This window comes from Streptomyces sp. NBC_01216, assembly GCF_035994945.1.
Classification (GTDB): Bacteria; Actinomycetota; Actinomycetes; order Streptomycetales; family Streptomycetaceae; genus Streptomyces.
Window position 1 is genome coordinate 1,139,047 of sequence record NZ_CP108677.1, and the last position, 22,838, is coordinate 1,161,884.

The 22,838-nt window shown below is 67.4% G+C and carries 10 protein-coding genes and 2 pseudogenes; 4 read left to right on the forward strand and 8 right to left on the reverse strand.

Annotation, left to right across the window (positions count from 1 at the left end; genetic code table 11):
• Nucleotides 1–66: 66 nt before the first annotated feature.
• The 3 genes from OG393_RS04895 to OG393_RS04905 form a co-directional block, all read right to left on the reverse strand.
• Nucleotides 67–708 carry a hypothetical protein gene (locus OG393_RS04895; protein WP_327373342.1) on the reverse strand — a complete coding sequence of 214 codons (642 nt, stop codon included), beginning with the start codon at nt 706–708 and terminating at the stop codon, nt 67–69.
• Nucleotides 709–7,578, reverse strand: a complete 6,870-nt coding sequence (locus tag OG393_RS04900) for a polymorphic toxin-type HINT domain-containing protein (RefSeq protein WP_327373343.1) — start codon at nt 7,576–7,578, stop codon at nt 709–711. It abuts the gene before it with no gap.
• A gap of 152 nt (nt 7,579–7,730) precedes the next feature.
• A complete protein-coding gene (locus OG393_RS04905) occupies nt 7,731–11,927 on the reverse strand; it encodes a LamG-like jellyroll fold domain-containing protein (protein WP_327373344.1) in 4,197 nt (1,398 codons plus the stop codon).
• Nucleotides 11,928–12,289: 362 nt separating this feature from the next.
• Between OG393_RS04905 and OG393_RS04910 the strand changes: the two genes are divergently transcribed.
• Nucleotides 12,290–12,493 carry a hypothetical protein gene (locus OG393_RS04910; protein ID WP_327378625.1) on the forward strand — a complete coding sequence of 68 codons (204 nt, stop codon included), beginning with the start codon at nt 12,290–12,292 and terminating at the stop codon, nt 12,491–12,493.
• A 76-nt stretch (nt 12,494–12,569) separates the two neighbouring features.
• Here the strand turns inward: OG393_RS04910 and OG393_RS04915 are convergent, their stop codons facing one another.
• Both OG393_RS04915 and OG393_RS04920 read right to left on the reverse strand, forming a co-directional pair.
• Complete coding sequence (locus OG393_RS04915) at nt 12,570–12,806, reverse strand: hypothetical protein (protein ID WP_327373345.1); 237 nt, start codon at nt 12,804–12,806, stop codon at nt 12,570–12,572.
• Nucleotides 12,806–13,375, reverse strand: a pseudogene (locus OG393_RS04920) (IS701 family transposase); the annotation flags it as partial. The pseudogene OG393_RS04920 and the gene OG393_RS04915, both read right to left, overlap by 1 nt.
• A 160-nt stretch (nt 13,376–13,535) precedes the next feature.
• Between OG393_RS04920 and OG393_RS04925 the strand changes: the two are divergent.
• Both OG393_RS04925 and OG393_RS04930 read left to right on the forward strand, forming a co-directional pair.
• Nucleotides 13,536–14,648, forward strand: a pseudogene (locus tag OG393_RS04925) (IS1380 family transposase); the annotation flags it as partial.
• A gap of 154 nt (nt 14,649–14,802) precedes the next feature.
• Nucleotides 14,803–15,519, forward strand: coding sequence for an SIR2 family NAD-dependent protein deacylase (locus tag OG393_RS04930; RefSeq protein WP_327373346.1), 717 nt, complete (start codon nt 14,803–14,805; stop codon nt 15,517–15,519).
• Nucleotides 15,520–15,545: 26 nt separating this feature from the next.
• On the opposite strand, the gene OG393_RS04935 is transcribed toward OG393_RS04930, so the two are convergent.
• Both OG393_RS04935 and OG393_RS04940 read right to left on the reverse strand, forming a co-directional pair.
• Nucleotides 15,546–16,046, reverse strand: a complete 501-nt coding sequence (locus tag OG393_RS04935) for a methylated-DNA--[protein]-cysteine S-methyltransferase (protein ID WP_327373347.1) — start codon at nt 16,044–16,046, stop codon at nt 15,546–15,548.
• Nucleotides 16,047–16,060: 14 nt separating this feature from the next.
• On the reverse strand, nt 16,061–17,530 hold the full coding sequence (locus OG393_RS04940) for an AlkA N-terminal domain-containing protein (protein WP_327373349.1): 1,470 nt from the start codon (nt 17,528–17,530) through the stop codon (nt 16,061–16,063).
• Between the two features lie 273 nt (nt 17,531–17,803).
• Between OG393_RS04940 and OG393_RS04945 the strand changes: the two genes are divergently transcribed.
• The gene (locus OG393_RS04945) at nt 17,804–20,557 is read left to right on the forward strand and encodes a SpoIIE family protein phosphatase (protein ID WP_327373350.1); all 2,754 of its coding nucleotides are present in this window, start codon (nt 17,804–17,806) and stop codon (nt 20,555–20,557) included.
• Between the two features lie 69 nt (nt 20,558–20,626).
• Here the strand turns inward: OG393_RS04945 and OG393_RS04950 are convergent, their stop codons facing one another.
• Entirely contained in the window at nt 20,627–22,687 is a 2,061-nt protein-coding gene (locus tag OG393_RS04950; protein WP_327373351.1) for a SpoIIE family protein phosphatase, read from the reverse strand.
• Nucleotides 22,688–22,838 lie beyond the last annotated feature (151 nt).

The window sequence follows — 22,838 nt, forward strand, 5'->3', positions numbered from 1 at the left end:
TGCCGCATGCTTCCTACCCAAGGAATCTCTATTAATCCAGATCCAAGGGCCGTCACCCGGAGAGGGCTAGCGCATCAGGAACGAAATTCGCGAGACCACGAATTCTCCGTAGGAAAATTCGTGACCCAGCTCTACGAATCTCGCATACAAATCATGGTCGATCTCACAAGAATACTCCATGAGGAATCTCAGGAGGACTCTAAAGGCGAGTTCTGGGCAGATATCCGAGGTGCACACCCTCAGCGCCGATACGGCGCCCGGGATACTCACCATTGGATTGTTTGCGATCGCCTCATCCAGAGCAGGCTCAAGCTCGTCGATTTCCGCGACAACCCTGCCCGCGAAGGCGCCGTACGCACTTTCACTGACTTCGAGGTTTGCGTGTACGCCGGCTTGAGTGAGGCCCCTTTCGCAGATATCTGCAACTTCCCGGAACCAACCCAATCCACTGACCGAATCGCCGTTGAGGCGATGATAGGAGCCAGTTGCACATTCCCAGAGGGTGGCAACAGTGTCAGCGTCACCGCTGGCTGCCAGCCTGAGTGCATCCTCGGCGAGCGCTAGCACGAACGGATCTGACGTTTGGGCGACGTAGCTCATGACCACATCGCGCGCGCTCCCCGATAGCCTCCAGTCTTGATGGAACATAGAGGCTAGATGCGTGATACCGAAGTCATCCTCGGTAAATCTGATCCCCACAGAGAACACCTATCTCGGGTATGCGGTCGACACGTAATATCCCCCCGGGTGCCCAGCCGCACGCTGAAGGATTATCGTGTACGCGTTACTTGTGGGGGTAATACTTCCGCTCGCGTCAGCCCTCACCCCAATTGGGTTATTGGCGCCGAATCTCCCCTTGATTTCAAGCGGCCCTACGCCACCACCTCGAAGCCAGTTACCGATGCGCTTCTGATTTGACGCGATACCGTAGTCGACGACTTGCTGGGCAGTCTGGAGATCAGTAAAGCGAGACTTCACTCCCGAGGTTTGCGCCATCTGAATGAGTCGCTGATCACTTACATTCACATGCTCGTCGAGAACGTGCGCAGCAGGGAATCGAGCGTCATCAGCAGTCAGATTGTTGCAGTTGTGCACCAGGACCGGAGTGGCCCCCGCCAGCACATAGTACGTGTGGATGTTGTTGATCGTGAGGTCGTGGGTGCGTTGACGTTTGTTGTAGTGGTTGACCTGCTCGATGGTGGCGGTGTCGCCGGTCGGGGTGTGCAGGGTCATGCCGGGTTTGAGGTTGCCGGCGTCGGTCCATGTGTGTGTCGACGGCACCCAGAAGGGGTGGGTTGTCGTGGAGTTGAGTGTGGAGGTATTGCCAGTGTTGTTCTCGATGGTGAGGTTGACGAAGTGTTTGTCGCCTTCGGTGACGATGGTGCCGACGACTTCACGCGTCGTGGTCTGACCGGTTTCTGGGTCGGTGACCGCTACCTTGTCGCCGAGTTCGACTTCCTCGATGTTTTTTGTGGTTCCGTCGTCCAGGAGGACTTTGGTTCCTGGCAGGAAGCTGTGCGGGGTCGGGCAGGTCCCCTTACCTGCTAGGGATTTTACCTTCGCTCGGGCGGCGGCAAGTGCATCCTTGGCCTTGCCCAGCTTTTCTGAGTATTTGAAGAAGTCCTTGATTCCGTCGATCAGTTTTTCGACATGACCGGCGACTGTTTTGATGAGGTTGGCAGCTTTGGCCCATCTCAGGCCGTATTTGGCGAGGAGTTTTCCTGCCAGGCCGCCTGCGAAGCTTCCTGCAACGTTGAGTGCGGTTTCGCCGCATGCGCCGATGTCGCCACTGGAGAAGCAGTCCAGGGCCGCGTCGATCCCCAGTTCCTGCTTGATGATGTTGACGAGGGCCTGGACGGCCTTCTTGATCTTTTTCTTCGAGTTATTGAGGTTGGTGGTCGCTTTCTTTTCGTCGTCTTTGGCCTTGTCGACCGCGACTGATTCTACGGGGGCACAGAACATGCCACAGGAGGGGGAGCCGCAGTAGCTTCCGCCGTCCGCGACTCCGAGTGCGCAGGGTGCCAGGCCAGTGGGGTCTGACAGTGTGACGGGGCTGTTGTTGGCGTACGCGTAGCCGTTGATCTGCTGGGGTTGGGTGTAGTCGATCAGCGAGTCGACGGATATGAATTTTCCGAGCCCGGGGTCGTATTCGCGTGCCCCGATGTGGGTGAGTCCGGTCTGCAGGTCGAGTGCGCCTCCGACGAAGCCCTTCTCGCCCGGGAACGTGCCCGTGGTCTGGCCGCGGGAGACGCCGTAGGGGTCGAAGCGGCGCTGGGAGACCGCGCCCGTTGCCGGGTTGATCGCAAGGCTGCTGGTGCCTTGGTGGTCGGACCCGAGGAAGGAGAGGGTGCTGTTGTTTTCGCGGACCGCGATCGTCTGTCCGGCGAAGGTGTAATAACGGGTCGCCTCGACCGTGGCGCCCTGAGCCTTGGGGAGCTTCAGCTCCATGCCGGGCAGGTAGATGGTGGTGGCGGTGGCGTCACGGCGTACGACGCGTTCGCCGGAGGCGTCGTACAGGTACGTCGTCTCCTTGCCGTCGGATTCTGTGGTCTTCGCCAGATGGCCTTCGGCGTTCCAGTCGAGTGTCTGGGTGCTACCGCTGATGGTGCGGGTGCGGGTGTTTCCGTTGTTGTCGTAGGTGTAAAGGGACTGGCGATCGCCGGTGGGGGTGTTCTCGACCAGCTTGGTGACGGCGTGCGGGCCGGCGTTCTGGCCGTAGGTGTACGTCCGCGTGGTGTTCTTGGCCACGTCGAGACCGGTGTCGTGGACGATGTCCTGGGTGCGGTTGCCGATCGCGTCTGTGGTGTAGGACTTCCAGTACGCGGCGGGGCCACCCAGGGGGCCGGTGCCTGGGGCCGGGCCGCAGGCTGCGGGAGAGGTGCCGTTCTCGACGCCACCGACTGTTCCGAAGCCGGTGGCATCGGCCGGTGTGGCCGCGGGAGTCCATGCCTCGGACAGTCGCTGCATGGAGTTGTAGGCGAAGCACTGGACGTCTGGTGAGGATCCCGCGAGGTCGGAGATCGACAGGACGTTGCCGGCCTGGTCGTAGGAGTACTGAGCCTCCTTTGCCGGGGCGTTCACCCCTTCGATGTCGATCCGCGAGCTCGTCAGCCGATCGGTCCCCTTCTCGTACTGGAAAGCCTGCTGGACCTTCTGTCCGCCACCGGCGGACAACTTGAGCCCCTTGAGCAAGCTCGTCTCGGTGTAGAGCGTTTCTGTGACGTTGATGGATGAGGTGCCCGTCATGGCAACGGGGCGTTGCAGTTCGTCGTAGGTGTAGGCGAACGTCTCGGTGGGGAGACCGCCTGCTGCCGGCATGCCGCTGCTGGCGACGGTTCCGTCCGAGCTGTAGCCGGTCGTGAAGGAGTAGGTGCCCTTCAGCAGTCCTTCGGACGCCGGCACGATGTAGTCGACCCGCATCGGCCGGTACAGAGCGTCACGTGACTGGACGACGCTGCCGAAGTACGAGGTGGGGCCGGTCCAGCGGATCGAGGCGTATGCCTCGCCCAGGGCGCCCGCGCGGTCGTATCGCGTCTCGGTCAGCTTCGTACCGGTGCCTGCGTCGCCGGCCCAGGTGATGGTGGGGCGACCCAGTGCGTCATAGCTGGTGGAGGTCTTTTCCTCGCTGGCGTTCAGACTCCAGGTGGGACGGTCCATGCCGTCGTAGTGGGATTCCGTCACACCCGCGTCAGGGTCGTTGCTCTTGGTCTTGCGACCGAGTTGGTCGTACTCGTAGCTCCAGACGTTGTCCTTGGCGTCGGTGACCGTCTTGAGCTGGCCGCGGGGCGTGTAGGTGTACTTCGTGGAGTCGTACTGAACGCCCGGACCCTCCGGGGCGGACGTGGCGGTGCGGTGGTGCCGAATCTCACTCACGCGCCCTTGGGCGTCGGTGATCGTCGTAGTCGGGACACCACCGACCGGTGGGTCGACCCTCTTGCGCTCGCCCTCGTAGGTGATGGCGGTGCGCCACTGCTCCCTGCCGCCGGTGAGGGCGATCTCGGCGGTGGTGCGGCCCAGGCCGTCGTACTCGAATCTGGTCTGGGCGCCGACCTGACCGCCGGCCACGATCAGCAGCTCATCCGAAGCGACGCCCGCTGCGTTGTAAGTGGCGTTGGTCCTTCTCGGCTTGCCCGTGCCGTCGTAGAAGACGTCACCGACCATCCGGGTGCCTGCTGGGCCTTGCGTCTGGAGCTGCCGCGGGCGCAGGAGGCTGTCGTAGTGCTGATACTCCGCGCCGTAGGCGCCGTCCTTTTGAATCTTCTCGGTCTTGACGACGGTGGTCTTGTCGCGACGGACGTTGTACGAGTATTTGATACTCGGCGTCATCGTCTTCGTCCGGTCCGCCAGCCACACTGAGGTGAGCCTGCCGAGGCCGTCGTAGGCGAGGTCGGTGCGCTTGCCGTTCGGGTCGGTCTGCCCCGAAGAGACTCCCCAGGCCGGCGCGTAGTCGGTCGTCGTAATGTGGCCCAGAAGGTTGGTGTGCTTGGTCTGGGAGATCAGGCCGTTGACATCCGTGTAGGCGATGATCGTGGCGACCTGTTCGGCCAACGGCTTCTGCAGCTGTTCTGCGTTCTTCTGCAGGGTGGGACGACCGTAGGCGTCGTACTCGGTGGTGCCGGTCACCTGGTAAGTGGCCGTCGTCCCGTCATGGCCCGCCAGCCGCTCGGTCTTGACTGCGTTGCCATACCCGTCATAGGTGGTGCGCTCGTCCGCGAGAACCTGGGTCTTGCGATCGGGGGACGCGGCACACCTCACCGTCACGGCCTCGCTGCGCGCGGGCAGTTCGTAGAGGTTCTTCGCGGGAGTGTCCGCGTACCACAGTTGAGTGCAGGTGTCGTCGTCAGCCCGCGACACGTCACCCTGATCGTCGGTCTTGACCAGTCGGCCGCCCGGCACGGTGGTGTCGTATGTCGAGGTCGACTTGGTCTCCTGCCATGTGCCGTCATGCAGAAGGCTATAGCCCCGTGAGGCACCGGGCTTGACCAGGGTGGCGTGCGAGGTACCCCAGGTCCTGGTCTGCGTGGCCGTTTCATGCTTCCACGGCTCACTGATCGACTTGGAGACTACCTTCCCGCTCGTGGCGTGGTCGTAGGTCTTCGACTCGATCTGGAAGCCGGTGAACTCCTTGGACCCGGTGTACTCGACGCCAGTGGAGTCCTTGACCTTCTCACTACGCGTGCCGCCGCCCGGAACCGTGTCACCGTCCAGGCCCTGCAGGTACGTGTACTCGATGCGTGTGGCAGTCGTCTGGCCGCTTCCGCCGGTTACGACGACCTTGCCGTAACCCTGCCACTGGCCCCAGGTCAGATACTTCGGGTCGGTGATGCCGTCGGGCTCGGCATGCCGCCAGCCGGCAGCACCCTGGTAGTCGTAGTGCGTGACCAGATCCTCGCCGCCACCGGTGCGGTCAGTCTCGACGATGTCCTGGACGACATACTTGTGGAACCAGTCCGTCTTCGGGGTGATGCTGCCCGGAGGAGACCAGACGACGGGGAAGCAGCGCTTCGTGGAGGTGCCCGGTGCCGGCAGGACCGTGGCCGTGCATTCCTGCGGAGCATAGGTGATGTTGAGTTGCGCCCCGGTCTCGCTGACCACGGTGTCCAGACGCAGCCGCTTGAACGGGTCGGTGTTGTCGACATCGCTGTCGACGCGGTTCATCAGGTGGCTGCCGGCCAGCTCGAGCGAGGGCATCTTGTCGCTGCCGCCGGCCTTGCCCTCGTGATCGATCTTTGCCAGCCAGAGGGTCTTCGTGTCGTCGCCGTTGTCGGTGAACAGGTGGGTGAACGTCCAGGCGTCGACGTCGGCGTATTCTCCCGCGACAGAGCTCTTGCTCATCTGGGTCGTGATGCCGACCAGTCTCTTGGTCGTCCAGAACGTCTGCGTGCTCTGGCTTGCCGTGCACTTGGTGTTCGCCGCGCAGTTGCGGTCGACCGGAGTGTCGGGCCAGTACGCGGCATTGCCCGTCGTGAACTTCGACGCAGCGCAGTCGAAGGCAGTCACCGGCAGGCAACGCTCAGCAGTGGTGAAGGTGACGCGCGCCGGAGCCTTGGTGCTGTAGACGGTGTTGTCGCGCTGACCGTAGTCGATTCGCTTGAGGTAGCCGCCGCGGTGGTACGCCGTGCCGTTGACGTCCGTCTTGCCGTTGAGCGCGTAGTAGTTGGTTTCCGCGCCGTAGAAGTACGACATGGCGTTGCCGCGGATGTCCTTGACATAGTCAAGATTCCACCGCCATGCCTGCTTGCAGTGTGCGCTGGCGAAGGTGGCGTTGTAGCAAGGCTCGCCGGAGTCGTCGCCGAAGACCGGCGCCGTCCACGCCGAGGACGTCTCTTCCTTGCCCGTGGTCCATCCGGGAAGACGGTTCAGGCCGAAGTAGTACTCGGTACCGTCGGTCGTCGTGATCTTCCAATGCTCACCGTCGTTGTCACCGTTTCCGGTCACGTAGTTGGCGTTGGTGAGCTGCTCGATCTTCGCCCCGGACTCCGACTCGAAGTGCCACTTCCCACTCGTGTCGTCCTTGATGAGCGAGCTGGCTGCGCCATTGAGCATCACTGTCGCGTTGTCGAACGCCCAGCACTGCTCACCGGAGCTGCTGTGCCCGTCCTCAGAGCACGGCTTGTACGAGCGTTCGACATAGCCGGGCTCGTAACTGAAGCCCTCACCGACCCAGGATCCCTGGTTGTTGGTCGCTGAGGTGCGGCCATCGGCGGACTGTGCCGAGTAGCCGAGACCGACCGTCGGGGTGAGTCCGCCAGGGGTGGGCACGGTGCGCATCGGATAGTTCCACGAGAACGCACCCGAGGAGTTCGACACCGACCAGTTCGCCGAAGGTGACAGCGAGGTCGCCTTGTAGTCGCCCTTCGATGACGAGTCACCGGCGGCCAATGCGTACACCATGGCACCACTGCTCATGGGCGCCGCAGCCACCTCCGCAGTGACTGTACGCGTGACAGGATCGTTCGTGGACTCGACGGGCTTGCCCACAGCCTTGCAGCCGGGGGCGGGCGACTCAGTCGCTGCACACGCGGGGAGTTCGATCACGCGCAAGCGGGAGCCGTAGGCCCCACCGGCGCCTTCGGCGAACTTGGAGTAGTCCAACGAGAGCCGCACGGGTGCTGCCGTGACGGAGGCATCATCACGCACCACGGTGAGCAGAGCCGCACCACCCCAGCGGGCGGCCTTCTTCTCGCCCAGTGAAGTGACCTTCACCTTCGAGGGCGAGGACGATCCCGTACGCCCCTTCCCGATGACGGGTGATACGGCGATCGGAAGTCCCCCGACGTCCGCCTTCTCAGGAGGACCCGGGACGCCGGCCGACCTTGCGCGCATCGGAGGGCTCGTTGGGATCGCGAGCTCGGCACTGCCGACCTTGGGCCACGTTGCACGGCTAAGAGTGGGGGCGGCGAACTTGCGCGCGTCGTCGACGCGGCGAGGCTTGGCCTTGGCCGCGTCTTTCCCCTTGATGGGATCGGGATTGTCAGAAAAACCCGGAAGCCCGGCTGCTTCAGGCTGGACGGGCACCGCTTGCGCGACGCTGGCCGAGAGGGCCAGCGACAGCGCGAGAAGGGTGCCTGTGACCACTCGCCTGGGCATACGGGCGGCCAGGAGACGGCCGCGAATGGGCATGAAGAAACTCCACGGAGTCGGTGGATCTGGGAAATCTCGTGACAAGCTCAACAAGGGACGTTCGGGGAGCCGGCGAGAGCGACGGCTCCCCGAACGCAGGTGCCCTGCTAGATAGTGGTGTTGGGGTTCAGACTGGCAATCAGATTGATCCCGACCTGGTCAAGCGCACCCGCATAGACACGGACCTCGTCGACGGCTCCCGCGAGATACTCGGCTTCAGCGCCCTTCACGGTGCGGCCGACCTGCAGGCCACCGGTCGAGGGCCAGGGCGACTTGTCGAGGCGAACGTCATCGCGCGAGCTTTCACCGTCGATGTACAGGCTCACTCGTCGCGTCACGGCGTCGTATACCACTGCGATGTGATTGCCCGAATTGTCGACAGTCGGTGGGGGACCGGAGTAGTTGACAACGGTCTGCTGCGCCCCCAAGGTGTCGGAGGCCCGCAGAACCAGCTGCCAGCGCTGGGTGCCGGCGTCGTACCGGACGACCAGGCGGTCGGTGTTCTGCCCCGGGAGGGACAGGACTGCCTGAGACTTTTGGGCATCGAGGGTGCTGAGCCTGACCCGCGCGCTGACCGTGTAACTGACGTCCCCGGCTACGACTGGCTGAGCTGTACCGGCCCAGTCATCCACGCCGTCGAACAGCATGTAGCTCTGGCCGGACATGGCCGGAAGACTAGGTTCGGGATCGAGGATGGGATCGGGCAGAGTATACGGAGTCGGACCGTCCAGGTGTAGGGCTTCGCCACCACTGTGCTGGTTGGGTACGCCGTCGCCCTCCACAGTCTCAAAGTCCCAGTACGCCTTACGCGCAGGCATGTAGTCCTGAAAACGCTTGATCTCATCTGTGGTGACGACGCGCGTGTAGGCGCGGACGTCGGCGATGGCCCCTTGGAAGTTTGCACCATAGACGCCGTCGGTTTTCGACCGGCCAATCTGGAAGTCTCCACCCTGCTGATTACTGGTGGGCCGTGCAGCGGTGACGGCTGGCTGCTCGTCGACCAAGATCGAGATCTTTGGTCCACCGCTTGCGTTCGCGTCGTAGATGCCGGTCAGGTGCACCCAGTTGCCCGGGACGGGGGTCCCGACGGCCTGGACGCGCCAAGACGTCGTCGTCGCGCCGCCGGTGCCCGGAGCCTCGAAGACCCACTTGTTGTCGGAGGCGTCGTATCCGAGGACGAAGTTGGCGTTGTCCGGGCCATCCTGACTGATCACAGCACGGTCCCTGTCGAGTGCCTCAGGCTTGACCCAGGCGCTGACGGAGAAGCTCTGCGTGCTGTCGACGACCGCGGAGTTCTTAAGCGGGTCGTCCTCCCGCACGGTGAGGTAGGCATCGCTGGTGCCGTTCAGCTTCGCAGCGGAGTCAGGGCTTGTGACGCCCGGCTTGACACCTGGCCCTTCGGCACCGAAGAGCACTCCTGGGCCGACGGCGGCGGCATGCCGGCCCATCTCCTCGGCAGCCTTCTGGGAAGCGAGCGGATCTCCGAGGTTCCACTGGCCGACGGGACCGTCGTCGACGACCTTGAACTGATAGTTCGTCTCAGCACTAGTCCGGCTTGCGGCGTTGACACTGGTAACAGTCAGCGTGTGAAGCCCCCACGTCGGCGGAGTCCACGTAACGCTACGCGCTTGTCCATCCGACGTTGCTATCGACTTCTCTTGCTCGTCGTCAAACCGATACTTGTAGCCGACGACTTCCGTTTCGATGGTCTCGTCGATCGACTCGAACGTGAACGTTCCGGGCCTGCCCACACCACTGCGCCAGACCTCATCGTCCTTGTACGGCGCGCCCAGGACGTCAGGGGCTTGCGGGGTTCCCGTGTCGAGCTCGACGACGCAACGCCCAGCGTTGGCTGAGCTCCAAGGCCCCCATGCCTCGCCATCGAACGCACGGGCCTGCCAGGAGATCCTGGTCCGCGAGGGAATACCGGAGTTGTCAATCCAATTGCCACTCAAAGGCATCATGGAGTCGGCGCCGTACACAAACGAAAGGTCGGTGATATTGTCGGTGTTCTGATTGTTGAGATAGAAGTAGTGCGTACTGGGACGCCACACTCCTACCGTATCGACGTTGTCCTTGTTCCAGTCGCCAACTACAGGCTTGTCACCGGAGCTTCCGTACCGGATCTCATGATGGTTACCGCCGCCCGTATTGGAGTTGCGCAGGTAGATCATGATGTGTGCGGGGTCATGCATACCGATGGTGTCGATGCCGTCGCCGTTCCAGTCACCCGCGATGGGCGTCATTCCCGTGGCACCGTAGACGAAGGGCGGCACGTCGGCCGCTGAACTGCCCAAACGGTTGGCCAGGTAGAAAGAGTGGTTGCTCGGCCGCCACACGCCGACCGTGTCCTTGCCGTCCCCGTCCCAGTCTCCGACCACAGGGATGTCACCCACGTTGCCGTAGCGGAACGGGGGTAGGTCGGGGCCCGTGTTCTGATTGCGCAGACGGAACGTGCTGGTCGCCGGGTCGTACATACCGATGGTGTCGATACCACCGCCGTCCCAGTCTCCCGCGAGAGGTACGGTCCCGCCCGACGTGAACGTCGGCTTGGTGTCAGGGAAGCCTGCGGTCGCCGTGTTGCGGAGGTGGAAGGTCTTCGCTGCCGGCTCCCACATGCCCACACCGGAGCCCAGCGGCGGCTGGAGCACAGTGTGCGAGAACAGAGTGCCCGGGCTCGGAGCTTTGTAGACCGAGTCCGCGTAGTAGCTCTTCTCGACGCCGTCCTTGTCGTTGTAGAAGACCTGGAACTGCACCTTGACCTGGTCGGAGTACGAGGCGCTGTTGTCCGAATCCCTGGCCTCGGTCTTCAATTGCGGCAGCTCATCGACGTACGGGGCCTTCGCCGCGTCCACCACGCACTTGCCGCCAGGATTCGTCGACATCAGCGAGGTCGAGATCTGTGCGGGAGGCGTGTTGTAGTTAACCGACAGATAGCTATTGCCGCAGATGCGCTTCCACCCGTAGTACGTCGACTCGTCCTTGGCCTTCAACCCCAGCGAAAGGGTCGACAATCCGCCGTTGGCAGCGGCCTGCGTCTCTGTGAGAAGCGCACCGTTACTGAAGTGCAAGTTCGCCGCGCTACTGCAGGTCGTCGGTGAGATCTTCTGGTCCACCGTCATGAGCTTCTTGGACCACGACCCCGAGGTGTTCGACCAGTTACTCGAGGAACTGATGGCGTAGTTCCCGGAACCGATCCGGTAGAGGTCAACCGGCTCGGCCTTCGCCTCGGCCCAGTACACGGCGCCGACACGTGCTGAGAACGACGTACTGATGATCTGCTTGCCGTTGTAGAAGGACATCGGGAAGCTGAACAGCAGACGCCGCACGCCGATGCCCGAGCACTCAGGGGCGTTGTAGTTGGACGGACACTTGCCCATGCCCGCGTGCCCCGAGTACTTCCAGTCCTGCTCCGACGGCATCCCGGACATGACAGAAGTCCAGGCTGTCGTACCCGTGGTCCGTGGAACGGGGTCGATCACCACCGGGTAGCTGGTGTTCTCCCCTCGCAGGAGCTCAACATCCGGCGAGAGGCTGATCCTGCCCTTGGCCACTTCGATGCCGACGGAAGCCTTACGGCCTCCGTCGGCCGGGTCCAGAACCGGGTCCGCGCTCGCAGATTCATCCGCCGAACCCATGGCCCTCATCGCCGCAGCCGTCGCGGTGGAAGCAGGGTCGGCCGAGTCCCACATCACGGCCCTACCCGATTCGAAAACGCTGCCGCCCACCGCAGAGTCGACTGCCCTCAGTGCGCCGCTCGCCGTCTTCGTGACCGTCAGCCCCTTCGTGGAAAGCCCAAGTTCCAGCCTATCCAGCTCGGGATTGGCGGCCGCCTCGGCCGTCTTCACGACGAAGTAGTGCGAGAAGCCCTCTACGTCAGCGCGGACCACCAGGTCAACGCCGGGAAGAACTTCCGCATAGTTCGCCGTGCTCCCCTCGACCTTCGGCTTCGGGAGTATTCCTTCCGGCCAGGTCAGCGCGTACTCGCGACCGACCCGCCGCATGCGGACGAACGGCCCCAGACCACCGTCGGAAAACTGCAGATCGACCGTGGCTGCCTTCGGCGACCAACTGCCATCGCTCTTCTTGACGAGCGTGCCATCGACCGGTATCCAGGCACTGCCCCGCCTTGTCCGCACGGGCTGCGCATACTCGTGAGCCGTGAATGACCCGTCCGCGTTCGCGAACACCTCCCGGCGCTCACGCCGCAGGTTGGCGATCTCCACCGGGTGACCGCTCGCTTCGGCAGCAGCCCTGGCCAGTTCCTCGCTGAGCGCCTCACCCGATTCCGCGGCAGCGCTCACAGCGCTGCCAAGAGGTGCAGCACTCGAATCTTGGGCAGAGGCTGGCATCACTGCCGCACCGCCTGCTGTCAAGGACGCCGCTGTGACGACGACCCCATACGCCGCCCAACGGCGACGTCTTAACCACCCCATGGCCCCCACAGCCCCTTCATAGAGAACGCAAAGTCTGCACAATCAGCCGGGACGCTACCTAGGGAATGACCGTTGAACACTGCGAATTCAGTTGCCACTTACACCGGAACCGCCCTTCCGGGACATAATGACCACGTGATCAATCTCACGCCCTCAGCCCTCGGCGCTTCGGATGCCTGATCGCACGGCAATCTGACCGGTGGTGAGCGACAGAGGGCCCTGGGACCAAGTTGGTCGGTGACATCACCCACCTGCCCACCGCCGAGGGCTGGCTCTACCTCGCCTGCCAGCTGAACCTGGCCACCCGCGAGATCGTCGGCTATGCCTTGGCGATCAACAACCGGCCCCGCAAGGTCGGTTGGCGGAGGCCAGCCGAGGACTTCGAAGAGCAACTACGCGCGCTGCAACAGCCCGGTGTTGCAACGACTGGTTGAACTCGCCGAATGCACGTCGACCCGGTTTCGCCAATGAATAGGGAACGCGCTGCGGCAGAGCTGCGGACGCACTGGATCATGCTTCGACAACGCCGCCGCGGAGGGTTCCTGGACCCTGCTCAAAGAAGAGATCGGCACCCGCACCTGGCCCGACCGGGCCACCGCCCGCGCCGAGGTCTTCAACTTCATCGGGGCCTTCTACAACCGCCGCCGCCTGCGCAAGCAGAAGCTCTTCGGTTTCCTCACCCCGGCCAAGACCAGGCAGCGACATCAGCACGCCCTCGCGGCATAACGAACGAGTGTCCGAGATCACGGGAGACTTCGGTAGGCATCATCGCCCGCCACCCAGGATGCGGCAACGCCGGCGTCCAGGGCGCGGCCGATCATGCGGGTGGCGAGTGCGGGTTCGTGGCGAAGGCAACGCTGCCGGGTATGCCTGCGGCCCGGCAGCGGGCCGGGTCCTCGGCCCAGGAGCACGGAACCTACAGCTTCCGGTCGATGGCCGCGTGTCCGAGCGGATGGAGTAGGCGAGGTAGACGGCGACCTGGCTGTTCTCGATCCGTCCGGCGGTACCGGTGTACGGGCGCTGCACACCCGCTGTGTGCGTGCCCTTCTTCAGGTCGCCGGTCTCGCCCACGAGCAGGAACGCGTCCTCGTGACGCAGGTGCTCGGCAACGAAACCTCGGATGTCATCACGTACCGCGTCGGCGTCTCACATGGCCCTCGACAGCAGGTGCCGCAGACCATGGGGGCCGCGTCCCCGGCATGCTCGGCGAGCGTCCAGCAGTCCTTGCGCGGTAGACCCGACAGCAACCCGAGCACAAACGCCCGTGCCCGGCGGCGGGGTTCCACCCGGACAAACTGTCCCGCGATACGGCCCATCAGAGCCTCGTACGCTTCCTGCCACCAGGCAGGATCTACGCTGTGGCCCGCGGCCACCGTCTGACACTCTGTCTTCACACACCGATGATCACCGGAGGCCGCACCCGTTCCCGGGACCAGCCCCGACCAGCAAGATCGCAATCTACTGCTGACGGACCGGCGGCTGCTGGCCGCCATCGACGGACGGGTACTGGACCGGCTGCGATCACCTCGCGCCCAAGCGCGGGAGGTGGCCTGGCTGCAGGCCGCCGAGCGGGGCGAGGGCATTCCCGCGGCCCGGGCCGGGGGACGTGCACTGCCCGGTCTGGTCCTGGATCTCGACGCCACGCTGATCACCTGCCACTCGCAGAAAGATCAAGCTGCCCCGACCTACAAGGGTGGCTTCGGCTTCCACCCGCTGATGTGCTTCCTGGCCAATACCGGCGAGGGGTTGTCCGGGCGCCTGCGACCCGGCAACGCCGGAGCCAACACGACCGCCGATCACAACGCGGTGCTGGACGACGCTCTCGCACAGATCCCCGTCGCCCACCGGCACGGCACCGACATCCTCGTCCGCACCGACAGTGCGGGATCCGCGAAAGCCTTCCTCGCCTACGTCCGAGACGTGCGGAAACGAGGAATCCGTACCTTCTTCTCCGTCGGATACGCCATCACCGAGCCCCTCCGCCGCGCTGTCCGGGCCATGCCCGACCGCCTCTGGCATCCCGCCCTGGACCAGAACGGGACCCTGCGTGATGGCGCCGAGGTCGCCGAGCTGACCGACCTGGTCGACCTGACCGGCTACCCGGACGGCACCCGCGTCATCGTCCTCCGCGAGCGACCGCACCCCGGAGCACAGCTGTCCCTGTCCGACCAGGACGAGGGCTTGCGGCACCAGGTGTTCCTCACCGACACCCCGTACTCCGGAGGCGGTTCCGCCCAGTTCCTGGAGGTCCGTCACCGCGGACATGCCACCGTCGAGGACCACATCCGGTGCGGCAAGACCACCGGCTTCGGCCGCTTCCCCTCCCGCCACTTCGCCATCAACGCCGTCTGGCTCGAACTCAGCCTCACGGCGATCGACCTCCTCGCCTGGACCCGCGTCCTGCTGCTGGGCGGCGAACTGGCAACCGCCGAGCCGAAGAAGCTCCGCTACCGGCTCCTGCACCCCGCCGCCCACCTCACCCGTGGCGGCCGACGCCTCCACCTGCGGATCTCCGCCACCTGGCCATGGCGACACGAACTCGCCGCCGCCTTCCACCGACTCGCGGCCCTGCCCCGCCCAGCCGGCTGATCGGCATGCCCCCGACCGCCCACGACCCGAGGAACCCCGGAGAACCCGACCACCGCGCCGGGATCCCACCATGCCCACCGACCAGCACCGCACCCAACGACTCTGCCCGGCTACCCAGCAGCCGCAACTGAAACGGCGAGGCTAGGCTCGCGGTATGACCATGGTCGCGATTCTCAGCGGAGCGGGTATCTCCACGGACTCCGGCATCCCGGACTACCGTGGGCCCGACGGGGTGTGGACGCGGGATCCCGAGGCCGAGAAGCTCGCCACGTACGCGCACTACATGGCGGATCCGGAGATCCGGCGGCGCGCGTGGCGGGTCCGCCTCGACGGGCCGGTGCTGCGTGCCGAGCCGAACGCCGCGCACCGGGCGATCGCCTCCTTCGAGCGGAGCGGGAACCCGGTCCGTGTGATCACGCAGAACGTCGACGGGCTGCACCAGCTCGCCGGGGTGTCAGAGCGCAAGGTCCTGGAACTCCACGGCTCGGCCCGCTCGGTGGTGTGCACCGGCTGCCGGGTCCGCTCCTCGATGAGCGCGGCCCTGGACCGCGTGCGGGCCGGCGAGGACGATCCGAGGTGCCTGTCCTGCGGCGGCGTCCTCAAGTCGGCCACCGTGATGTTCGGCCAACGGCTCGACCCGGTGGTGCTGGGCCAGGCGCTGTCGATCGCCAAGTCCACCGAGGTCTTCCTCGCCGTCGGCACGAGCCTCCAGGTCCAGCCGGCGGCGTCGCTGGCGGGCGTCGCCGCCGAGCACGGGGCCCGGCTGATCATCATCAACGCCGAGCCGACCCCGTACGACGCGCTCGCCGAGGAGATCGTCCGTGAGCCTATCGGTACCTCGCTGCCGGAGGTCCTCGCCCGGTACGGCTGACACCGGCCGGGCGGGGCGCACCGCGCTCAGAACAGCGCGGCCGGGTCGTCGGCCCCCGCCTCGAAGGCGAGCAGGCGCCGTTTGCGGTCCAGTCCGCCGCCGTAGCCGGTGAGTCCGCCACCCGCGCCGACGACACGGTGACAGGGGACGATGATGCCGACCGGGTTCCGGCCGTTGGCCAGGCCGACCGCGCGTGCGGCGCCGGGGTTGCCGAGCTCCTCGGCCAGCTCTCCGTAGGTACGGGTCTCGCCGTACGGGATACACCGCAGCAGCTCCCACACGCGCAGCTGGAAGTCGGTGCCGACGAGACGCAGGGGGAGGTCGAACTCCTTCCGCTCTCCGGCGAAGTACCCGTCGAGCTGGCGGATCACCTCGTCGAACGGGCGGGAGTCGGGCACGCCGAAGGTGTCCTCGGGCGGGCGGTGACGCTGACCCGTCATGTGGACGCGGCTGAGGACGCCGTCGACGGCGACCAGGGTGAGCGGGTCGTAGGGGCTGTCCACGACGGTGTGCTGGACGACAGGCATGGCGGGGCGCTTCCTCAGTCGGGGAGGTGGTTGACCGGGTGGGGTTCGGTGGCCCAGAGGTACTGGACGGCGTAGGCGCGCCAGGGCCGCCAGAGTGCGGCGCGGGAGGTGAGGGCGGCCGGAGTGGACGGGAGGCCGAGACCCTGTGCGGCGCGGCGGATGCCGAGGTCGCCGGGGAGGAAGGCGTCCGGGTCGCCGAGCGCCCGCATCGCGATGACCTCGGTGGTCCAGGGACCGAATCCGGGCAGGGCGAGGAGCCGTGCGCGGGCTTCGTCCCGGTCGCTGTCGAAGCCGAGGCGCAGCGAACCGTCGGCGAGTGCCCCGAGCAGCGTGAGCAGGGTGGTCCGTCGGCTGCGGGGCAGGGCGAGCGACTCCGGGTCGAGTTCCGCGAGTGCCTCGGGAGCGGGGAAGAGGTGGGTGAGTCCTCCCTCGGGGTCCCTGACCGGGTCTCCGTGTGCGGTGACCAGCCGGGCCGCGTGGGTCCGGGCGGCGGCGGTGGAGACCTGCTGGCCGAGTACGGCGCGCACGGCGAATTCGGCGGCGTCGACGGTGCGCGGCACCCGGCGCCCGGGAGAGGCGTCGACCAGCGGGGCGAGCAGCGGGTCCGTACGCAGGTGGCCGTCGACGGCCACCGGGTCGGCGTCGAGGTCGAGCAGCCAGCGGCAGCGGCTGATGGCGATGGTCAGGTCGCGCGAGTCGGTGAGGAACAGTCGGCAGGCGATGTGGTCGGGGCGCGGGCTGAGGGCCACGATGCCGTGGCCGTGCGGGAGGCGGAGCGTCCTGCGGTAGGCGCCGTCCCGCCACTCCTCCACACCGGGTACGGCGGTCGCGGCGAGGTGGCCGAAGAGGTTGGACGGGGCGAGGGGCGCCCGGAACGGCAGCCCCAGCACGATCACGCCTGGCGGGTTCGGGTCCCGGGACGGGGTGGCGCGGGCGCGCAGTTCGCCGGGGGGCAGGGCGAAGACCTGGCGGACGGTGTCGTTGAAGCTGCGGATCGAGGAGAAGCCGGCGGCGAAGGCGATCTCGGCCATGGGCAGCGGGGTGGTCTCGATGAGCACCCGTGCGGCCTGGGCGCGCTGGGCACGGGCCAGGGCGAGCGGACCGGCGCCGAGCTCGGCCAGGAGCTGGCGCTCGATCTGGCGGGTGGAGTAGCCGAGCCGGGTCGCGAGCCCGGGGATGCCCTCGCGGTCGACGACGCCGTCCCGGATGAGACGCATGGCGCGGGCCACGAGGTCGGCGCGGACATTCCATGCGGGCGAGCCGGGGCTGGTGTCGGGACGGCACCGTTTGCAGGCCCGGAATCCCGCCCGCTGACAGGACGCGGCACTGGGGTGGAACACCATGTTCTCGGTCTTGGGCGGAACCACGGGGCAGCTGGGCCGGCAGTAGATCCGGGTGGTCCGGACGGCCGTGAAGAAGACGCCGTCGAAGCGGGCGTCCCTCGACTTCACGGCCCGGACGCATGCCTCGGTGTCGGTGTGCATGGGTACCAGCATCGGGGACGCGGCGGCCGTCGGGCTGGCGAGAAAACGACATCGACGTCGATCGGGCCGGGGGACCCGGGCCGCCCGTGCTCCTTCTCCTCGCCGGACCGGTGCCCGCCCCACGTCGCCGGGCCCCGTGCACTCCCGTCTCGATTTCCTGCCCTGGCAGGCGCAGCATGGAAGGACGGGTTCCGAGACGCATACGGAATTCCGGGGAAGGGGACGGGTGAGAGCAGCGTCCGTGATCACTGCCCCAGCGACGAGAAGAGCCCCATGACCGGAAGGCTTGGCCGCACCAGGGGGATGGGGTTGCGCAGTGTCGCCGGTCAGGTGTTCGCCCTCCAGGCGGTCATCGTGTGCCTGCTCGTCGCCGTGGGGACGATCGCGCTGATCCTGCAGGCCCGGTCCGACACCGAGGTGGACGCGCGGAACCGGTCCCTCGCGGCGGCCGAGGCGTTCGCGCACGCCCCGGGGCTGCTGGACGCCCTGCGGGCGCCCGACCCCTCCGCCCTGCTCCAGCCGCGCACCGAGGCGGCTCGCAAGGCGGCCGGCCTCGACTTCATCGCGGTGATGACCCCCGACGGCATCCGCTACACCGACTCCCGGCCGGATCTCATCGGGCAGCGCGCCACCGGTGACATCGCCCGCGCGCGGGGCGGCGAGTCCTTCACCGAGGTCTTCACCGGCGAGCCGACCAGCGCGGTCCGGGCCATCGTCCCCATCCGGACCGACGACGGCGACATCGTCGGGCTGGTCGGCACCGGGATCGAGGTGGCGAACGTCTCCAACGCCGTCGAGGGACAGTTGCCGCTGCTCATCGGTACCGCGGCGGGCGCCCTGGTCCTGGCCATGGGCGGCGCCGCGCTGGTGACCCGGCGGCTGCGCCGCCAGACCAACGGACTGGGACCGCTGGAGATGACCCGGATCAACGAGCACCACGAGGCGGTCCTGCACGCCGTCCGCGAGGGCGTGCTGATCATCGACGCCGACCGCAGACTGCTGCTCGCCAACGACGAGGCCCGGCGGCTGCTCGACCTGGCACCCGAAGCGGAGCAGCGGCACGTCACCGAGCTGGGCCTGGACCCCCGCACCGCCTCGCTCCTCGCCTCGGGCCGCAGCGTGACGGACGAGGTGCACCTCGCGGGCGAGCGCCTCCTCGCCGTCAACGTACGCCCCACCGCCCCCTACAAGGGGCGGCCGACCGGGACCGTGATGACGCTGCGGGACTCCACCGAGCTCGCCTCGCTCTCCGGCCGGGCCGAGGTGGCGCGGGGCAGGCTCCAGCTCCTCTACGACGCGAGCGGGCGGATCGGCACCACGCTGGACGTGGCACGCACCGCCGAGGAGCTGTCGGAGGTCGCGGTGCCGCGGTTCGCCGACTACGTCACCGTGGAACTCCTGGAACCGGTCCTTCGGGGTGAGGAGCCGACGGGCGCCTCCACCGAGATGCGGCGCGCGGCGCTGTACGGCATCGGTGAGCGGCCGCCGCTCCAGCCGGTGGGTGACCTGATCCGGTGTGTCGTGCCGACCACGCCGATGGCCGTGGCGCTGGACTCCGCGCACGCGGTGCTGGTGGAGGATCTCCAGTCCGCGGAGGGCTGGCGGGCCCAGGACCCGGAGGGCGCCGCGGTGGCCCTCGCCTACGGTCTGCACTCGCTCGTGGCGGCTCCCCTGATGGCCCGGGGTGTCGTGCTCGGGCTGGCCAACTTCTGGCGCGCGGAGACACCGGAGCCCTATGGCGAGGAGGACCTGTCCTTCGCGGAGGAACTGACCACGCGGGCGGCGGTCTCCATCGACAACGCCCGCCGGTTCACCCGCGAACACGCGATGGCGGTGACGCTCCAGCGCAGCCTGCTGCCCCGGGTGCTGCCCGAACTGTCCGCCGTCGAGACGGCCTACCGCTACCTCCCCGCCAAGGCCGGGGTAGGCGGGGACTGGTTCGACGTCATCCCGCTGCCGGGCGCGCGGGTGGCCCTGGTGGTGGGTGATGTCGTGGGGCACGGGCTGCACGCGGCGGCGACCATGGGCCGGCTGCGGACGGCGGTGCTCAACTTCTCCACGCTGGACCTGCCGCCTGACGAGCTCCTCGGGCATCTCGACGAGCTGATCGACCGGATCGACCGACCCGACACCGGCGACGGTGAGGGTGAGGAGGAGAGCGGGGACGTCGGCGAAGGGAACGACCGCCGTGAGCGGATCACCGGCGCCACCTGCCTGTACGTGGTGTACGACCCGGTGAGCGGGCACTGCACGATGGCGGGCGCGGGTCACCCGGGGCCTGCCCTGGTGCATCCGGACGGCCGGGTGGAGTTCCCCGAGCTGCCGGTGGGCCTGCCGCTGGGGGTGGGCGGAATGCCCTTCGAGTCCACCTCGCTGCGGCTGCCGGAGGGCAGCCGGCTGGTCCTGTTCACCGACGGGCTCCTGGAGGGGCGGGACCGGGACTTCGACACCGGGCTCGATCTGCTGCGCGCGGCGCTGGCCCGCAGCGGCCGGAGCGCCGACGACGCCTGCGCGGACATCCTGACCGCCCTGCTCGCCCCGGCACCGGACGACGACATCGCCCTGCTCGTGGCCGACACCCGCCGGCTGCCTCCCGAGCGGATCGCGGAGTGGGAGGTGCCCTCCGATCCGGCGGCCGTCTCCCGGGTGCGCAACGAGGGCGCCGCCCAGCTCGCCGCCTGGGGTCTGGGCGAGAGCGCGTTCACCGCCGAGCTCATCCTCAGCGAGCTGATCACCAACGCCATCCGGTACGGAGCCGAGCCGATCAAGGTCCGGCTGCTCCGCGACCGGAGCCTCATCTGCGAGATCTCCGACGGCAGCAGCACCTCGCCGCACCTTCGCTACGCCGCCACCACCGACGAGGGCGGACGCGGTCTCTTCCTGGTCGCCCAGTTCGCCAAGCGCTGGGGCACCCGGTACACCGACCGGGGCAAGGTCATCTGGGCCGAGCTTCCGCTGGTCGGCGGAGGCGCGCCGGCGGTCGCACCGGTGCCCGACCTGGACGCGCTGGAGGACCTGGCCTGGTGAGGGACGGCGGACCGGAAGCGGCGGTCGGGCAGGCGGAGCCGGCGGGACGTCGGTGCCGCCGCGCCGCCGTCAGCCGGGCGAGGTCCGGGCGAGCAGGACCGCCACGTCGTCCTGCGGCTCGCCGGGCAGCAGCGCGTCGAGGATGCCTTCGCAGAGCAGGGTGAGGGGCCGGTCGAGGTCGGACAACGCCCGGGCCAGCTGGTACATGCCCTGGTCGAGGTCCCGGTCCCGGGCCTCGATCAGGCCGTCGGTGTACAGCACCAGCAGTGAGCCGGGCGGCAGCAGGACCTCCTGCGTGCGGAACTCGCGGCCGCCGGTCCCGAGCGGCGTACCGAGCGAGCCCTCCAGGAAGCTGATCGCGCCGTCGGCCGTGGCGACAGCGGGCGGCGGGTGGCCGGCGCGGGCTATCACGACACCGCCTGAGTCCGGGTCGTGGACGGCGTACACGCAGGTCGCCATCTCGTCCTCGCCCAGCTCGCAGACGACGGCGTCCAGCGAGCGGAGGAGCTGGGCGGGTGGCACGCCCTCACGGGCGAGGGTGCGGACCGCGGTGCGGAGCTGGCCCATGACGGCCGCGGCGTGGATGCCGTGGCCCATGACGTCGCCGATGACGAGCCCTGTCCGGCCTTCGGGCAGGGCGATGACGTCGAACCAGTCGCCGCCGACGTCGTGATGGCTGGCGGGGAGGTAGCGGCCGGTGAGCTCCAGGCCCCCGACGCGGGGCAGGTCGCTGTTGGTCAGACTGCGCTGGAGGGTCAGGGCGGCTTCGCGCTGACCGGTGTACATCCGGGCGTTGTCCATGCTGAGCGCCGCGCGGGCCACGAGGTCGTCGATGAGGACATGGTCCTGCTCGTCGAAGGGCTCACGCTCCTTGACGCGGGTCACCGTGACGGTGCCGAGCACCTTGCCGCGCGCGACCATCGGGACCAGACGGGTCGAGCCGATGCGCTCGGCCAGGTAGTCCCGCAGGTCCGCGGTGCGCGGGTCGGGAAACAGCGTGTCCAGGTCGGAATGGTAGAGGTTCATGGGCCGGCCGTCGGCGACGACGCGTTCGTACACGGTCCCGAGCGGGATCTGGAACGTCTGCCCGGCCACGAGGTGCGCCGTGGGGGCCGTCGGGTCGGGGAACGCGGCGGCGAGCCGACGCAGTACGCCGCGGGTGGAGGCGGCGGCCTCGTCGGGCTCCAGGACCGCTTCCAGCATCTGCACGTCCGCGGAGTCGGCGAGCCGGGGCACCAGCACCTGGACCACCTCCTCGGCGGTCTGCCGGAGGTCCAGGGTGGTTCCGATGCGGGTGCCGGCCTCTGCGAGCAGGGCGAAGCGGTGGCGGGCGCGTTCGACCTCGGTCTGTGCCCGCTGCCCCTCGGTGATGTCGATGAGGGAGGCGATCAGGCCCAGCCGACGGCCGGAACCGTCGAGCAGCGGGGCGTACGAACAGGACCAGGTCCGGTCGTGTGCGGGATCGGCCGGGGTCCGGCCGGTGCGGCGTACGTCGACGACGGCCTCGCCGCGGACCAGGACCTGCCGCATCGTGGCCTCCAGGGCGGCGGCGTTGACACCGGGCACGACCTCGGTGAGTCGCTTGCCCAGGTGCTCGACGGCGGAGACGCCGTTCATCCGGGCGAGGGCGTCGTTGACCCGCAGGAAGCGGAGGTCGGGGCCGAGGGTGGCCAGACCTATCGGGGACTGGGTGAACAGGCTCTGGAGTGCCGCGAGCGAGTCGCGCATGCGCAGGACCGCGGAGGTCTCCACGGCGATGAGCATGGCGCCCGGCCGCCCCTGCGGGTCGGTCTCGGGGACGATCCACATCTCCATCGTCACCTGGTGGCCGTCCCGGTGCCGCACGGGCAGGGTGCCGACGACCGATTCACCGGAGTGCACACGGCGGGTCAGCTGATCGGCGAGCCCCTGGTTGGCGTCGGGGACGAGGGCGGGTGCGGCGGGGCGGCCGATGAGGTCCTCGGGCCGGTGGCCGAGGAGGTCCTGCGCGGCGAGCGACCATTCGACGACGCGACCGTCGGCGTCCTCCCGCCACAGGGCGATCGGCAGCAGTTCGCGCAGCACACCCGCGTACCCGACGGCGGTCTCCCGACGCGCCGGCGTCTCGCTCGTCGACTGATCACTGTCCACGCATCGACCTAACCCCGGGGGGTGCCTTTCCTACGCAATCACCCTATCCGAGGCATTTCGACGGGGCGCTGTGTGCGGGGCCGTTCGGCTGGCCGGACGGGCTCCGCCGCGGGGCCCGCCGCCGGGCCGTCCTCTCCCGCCCTGTCATGTT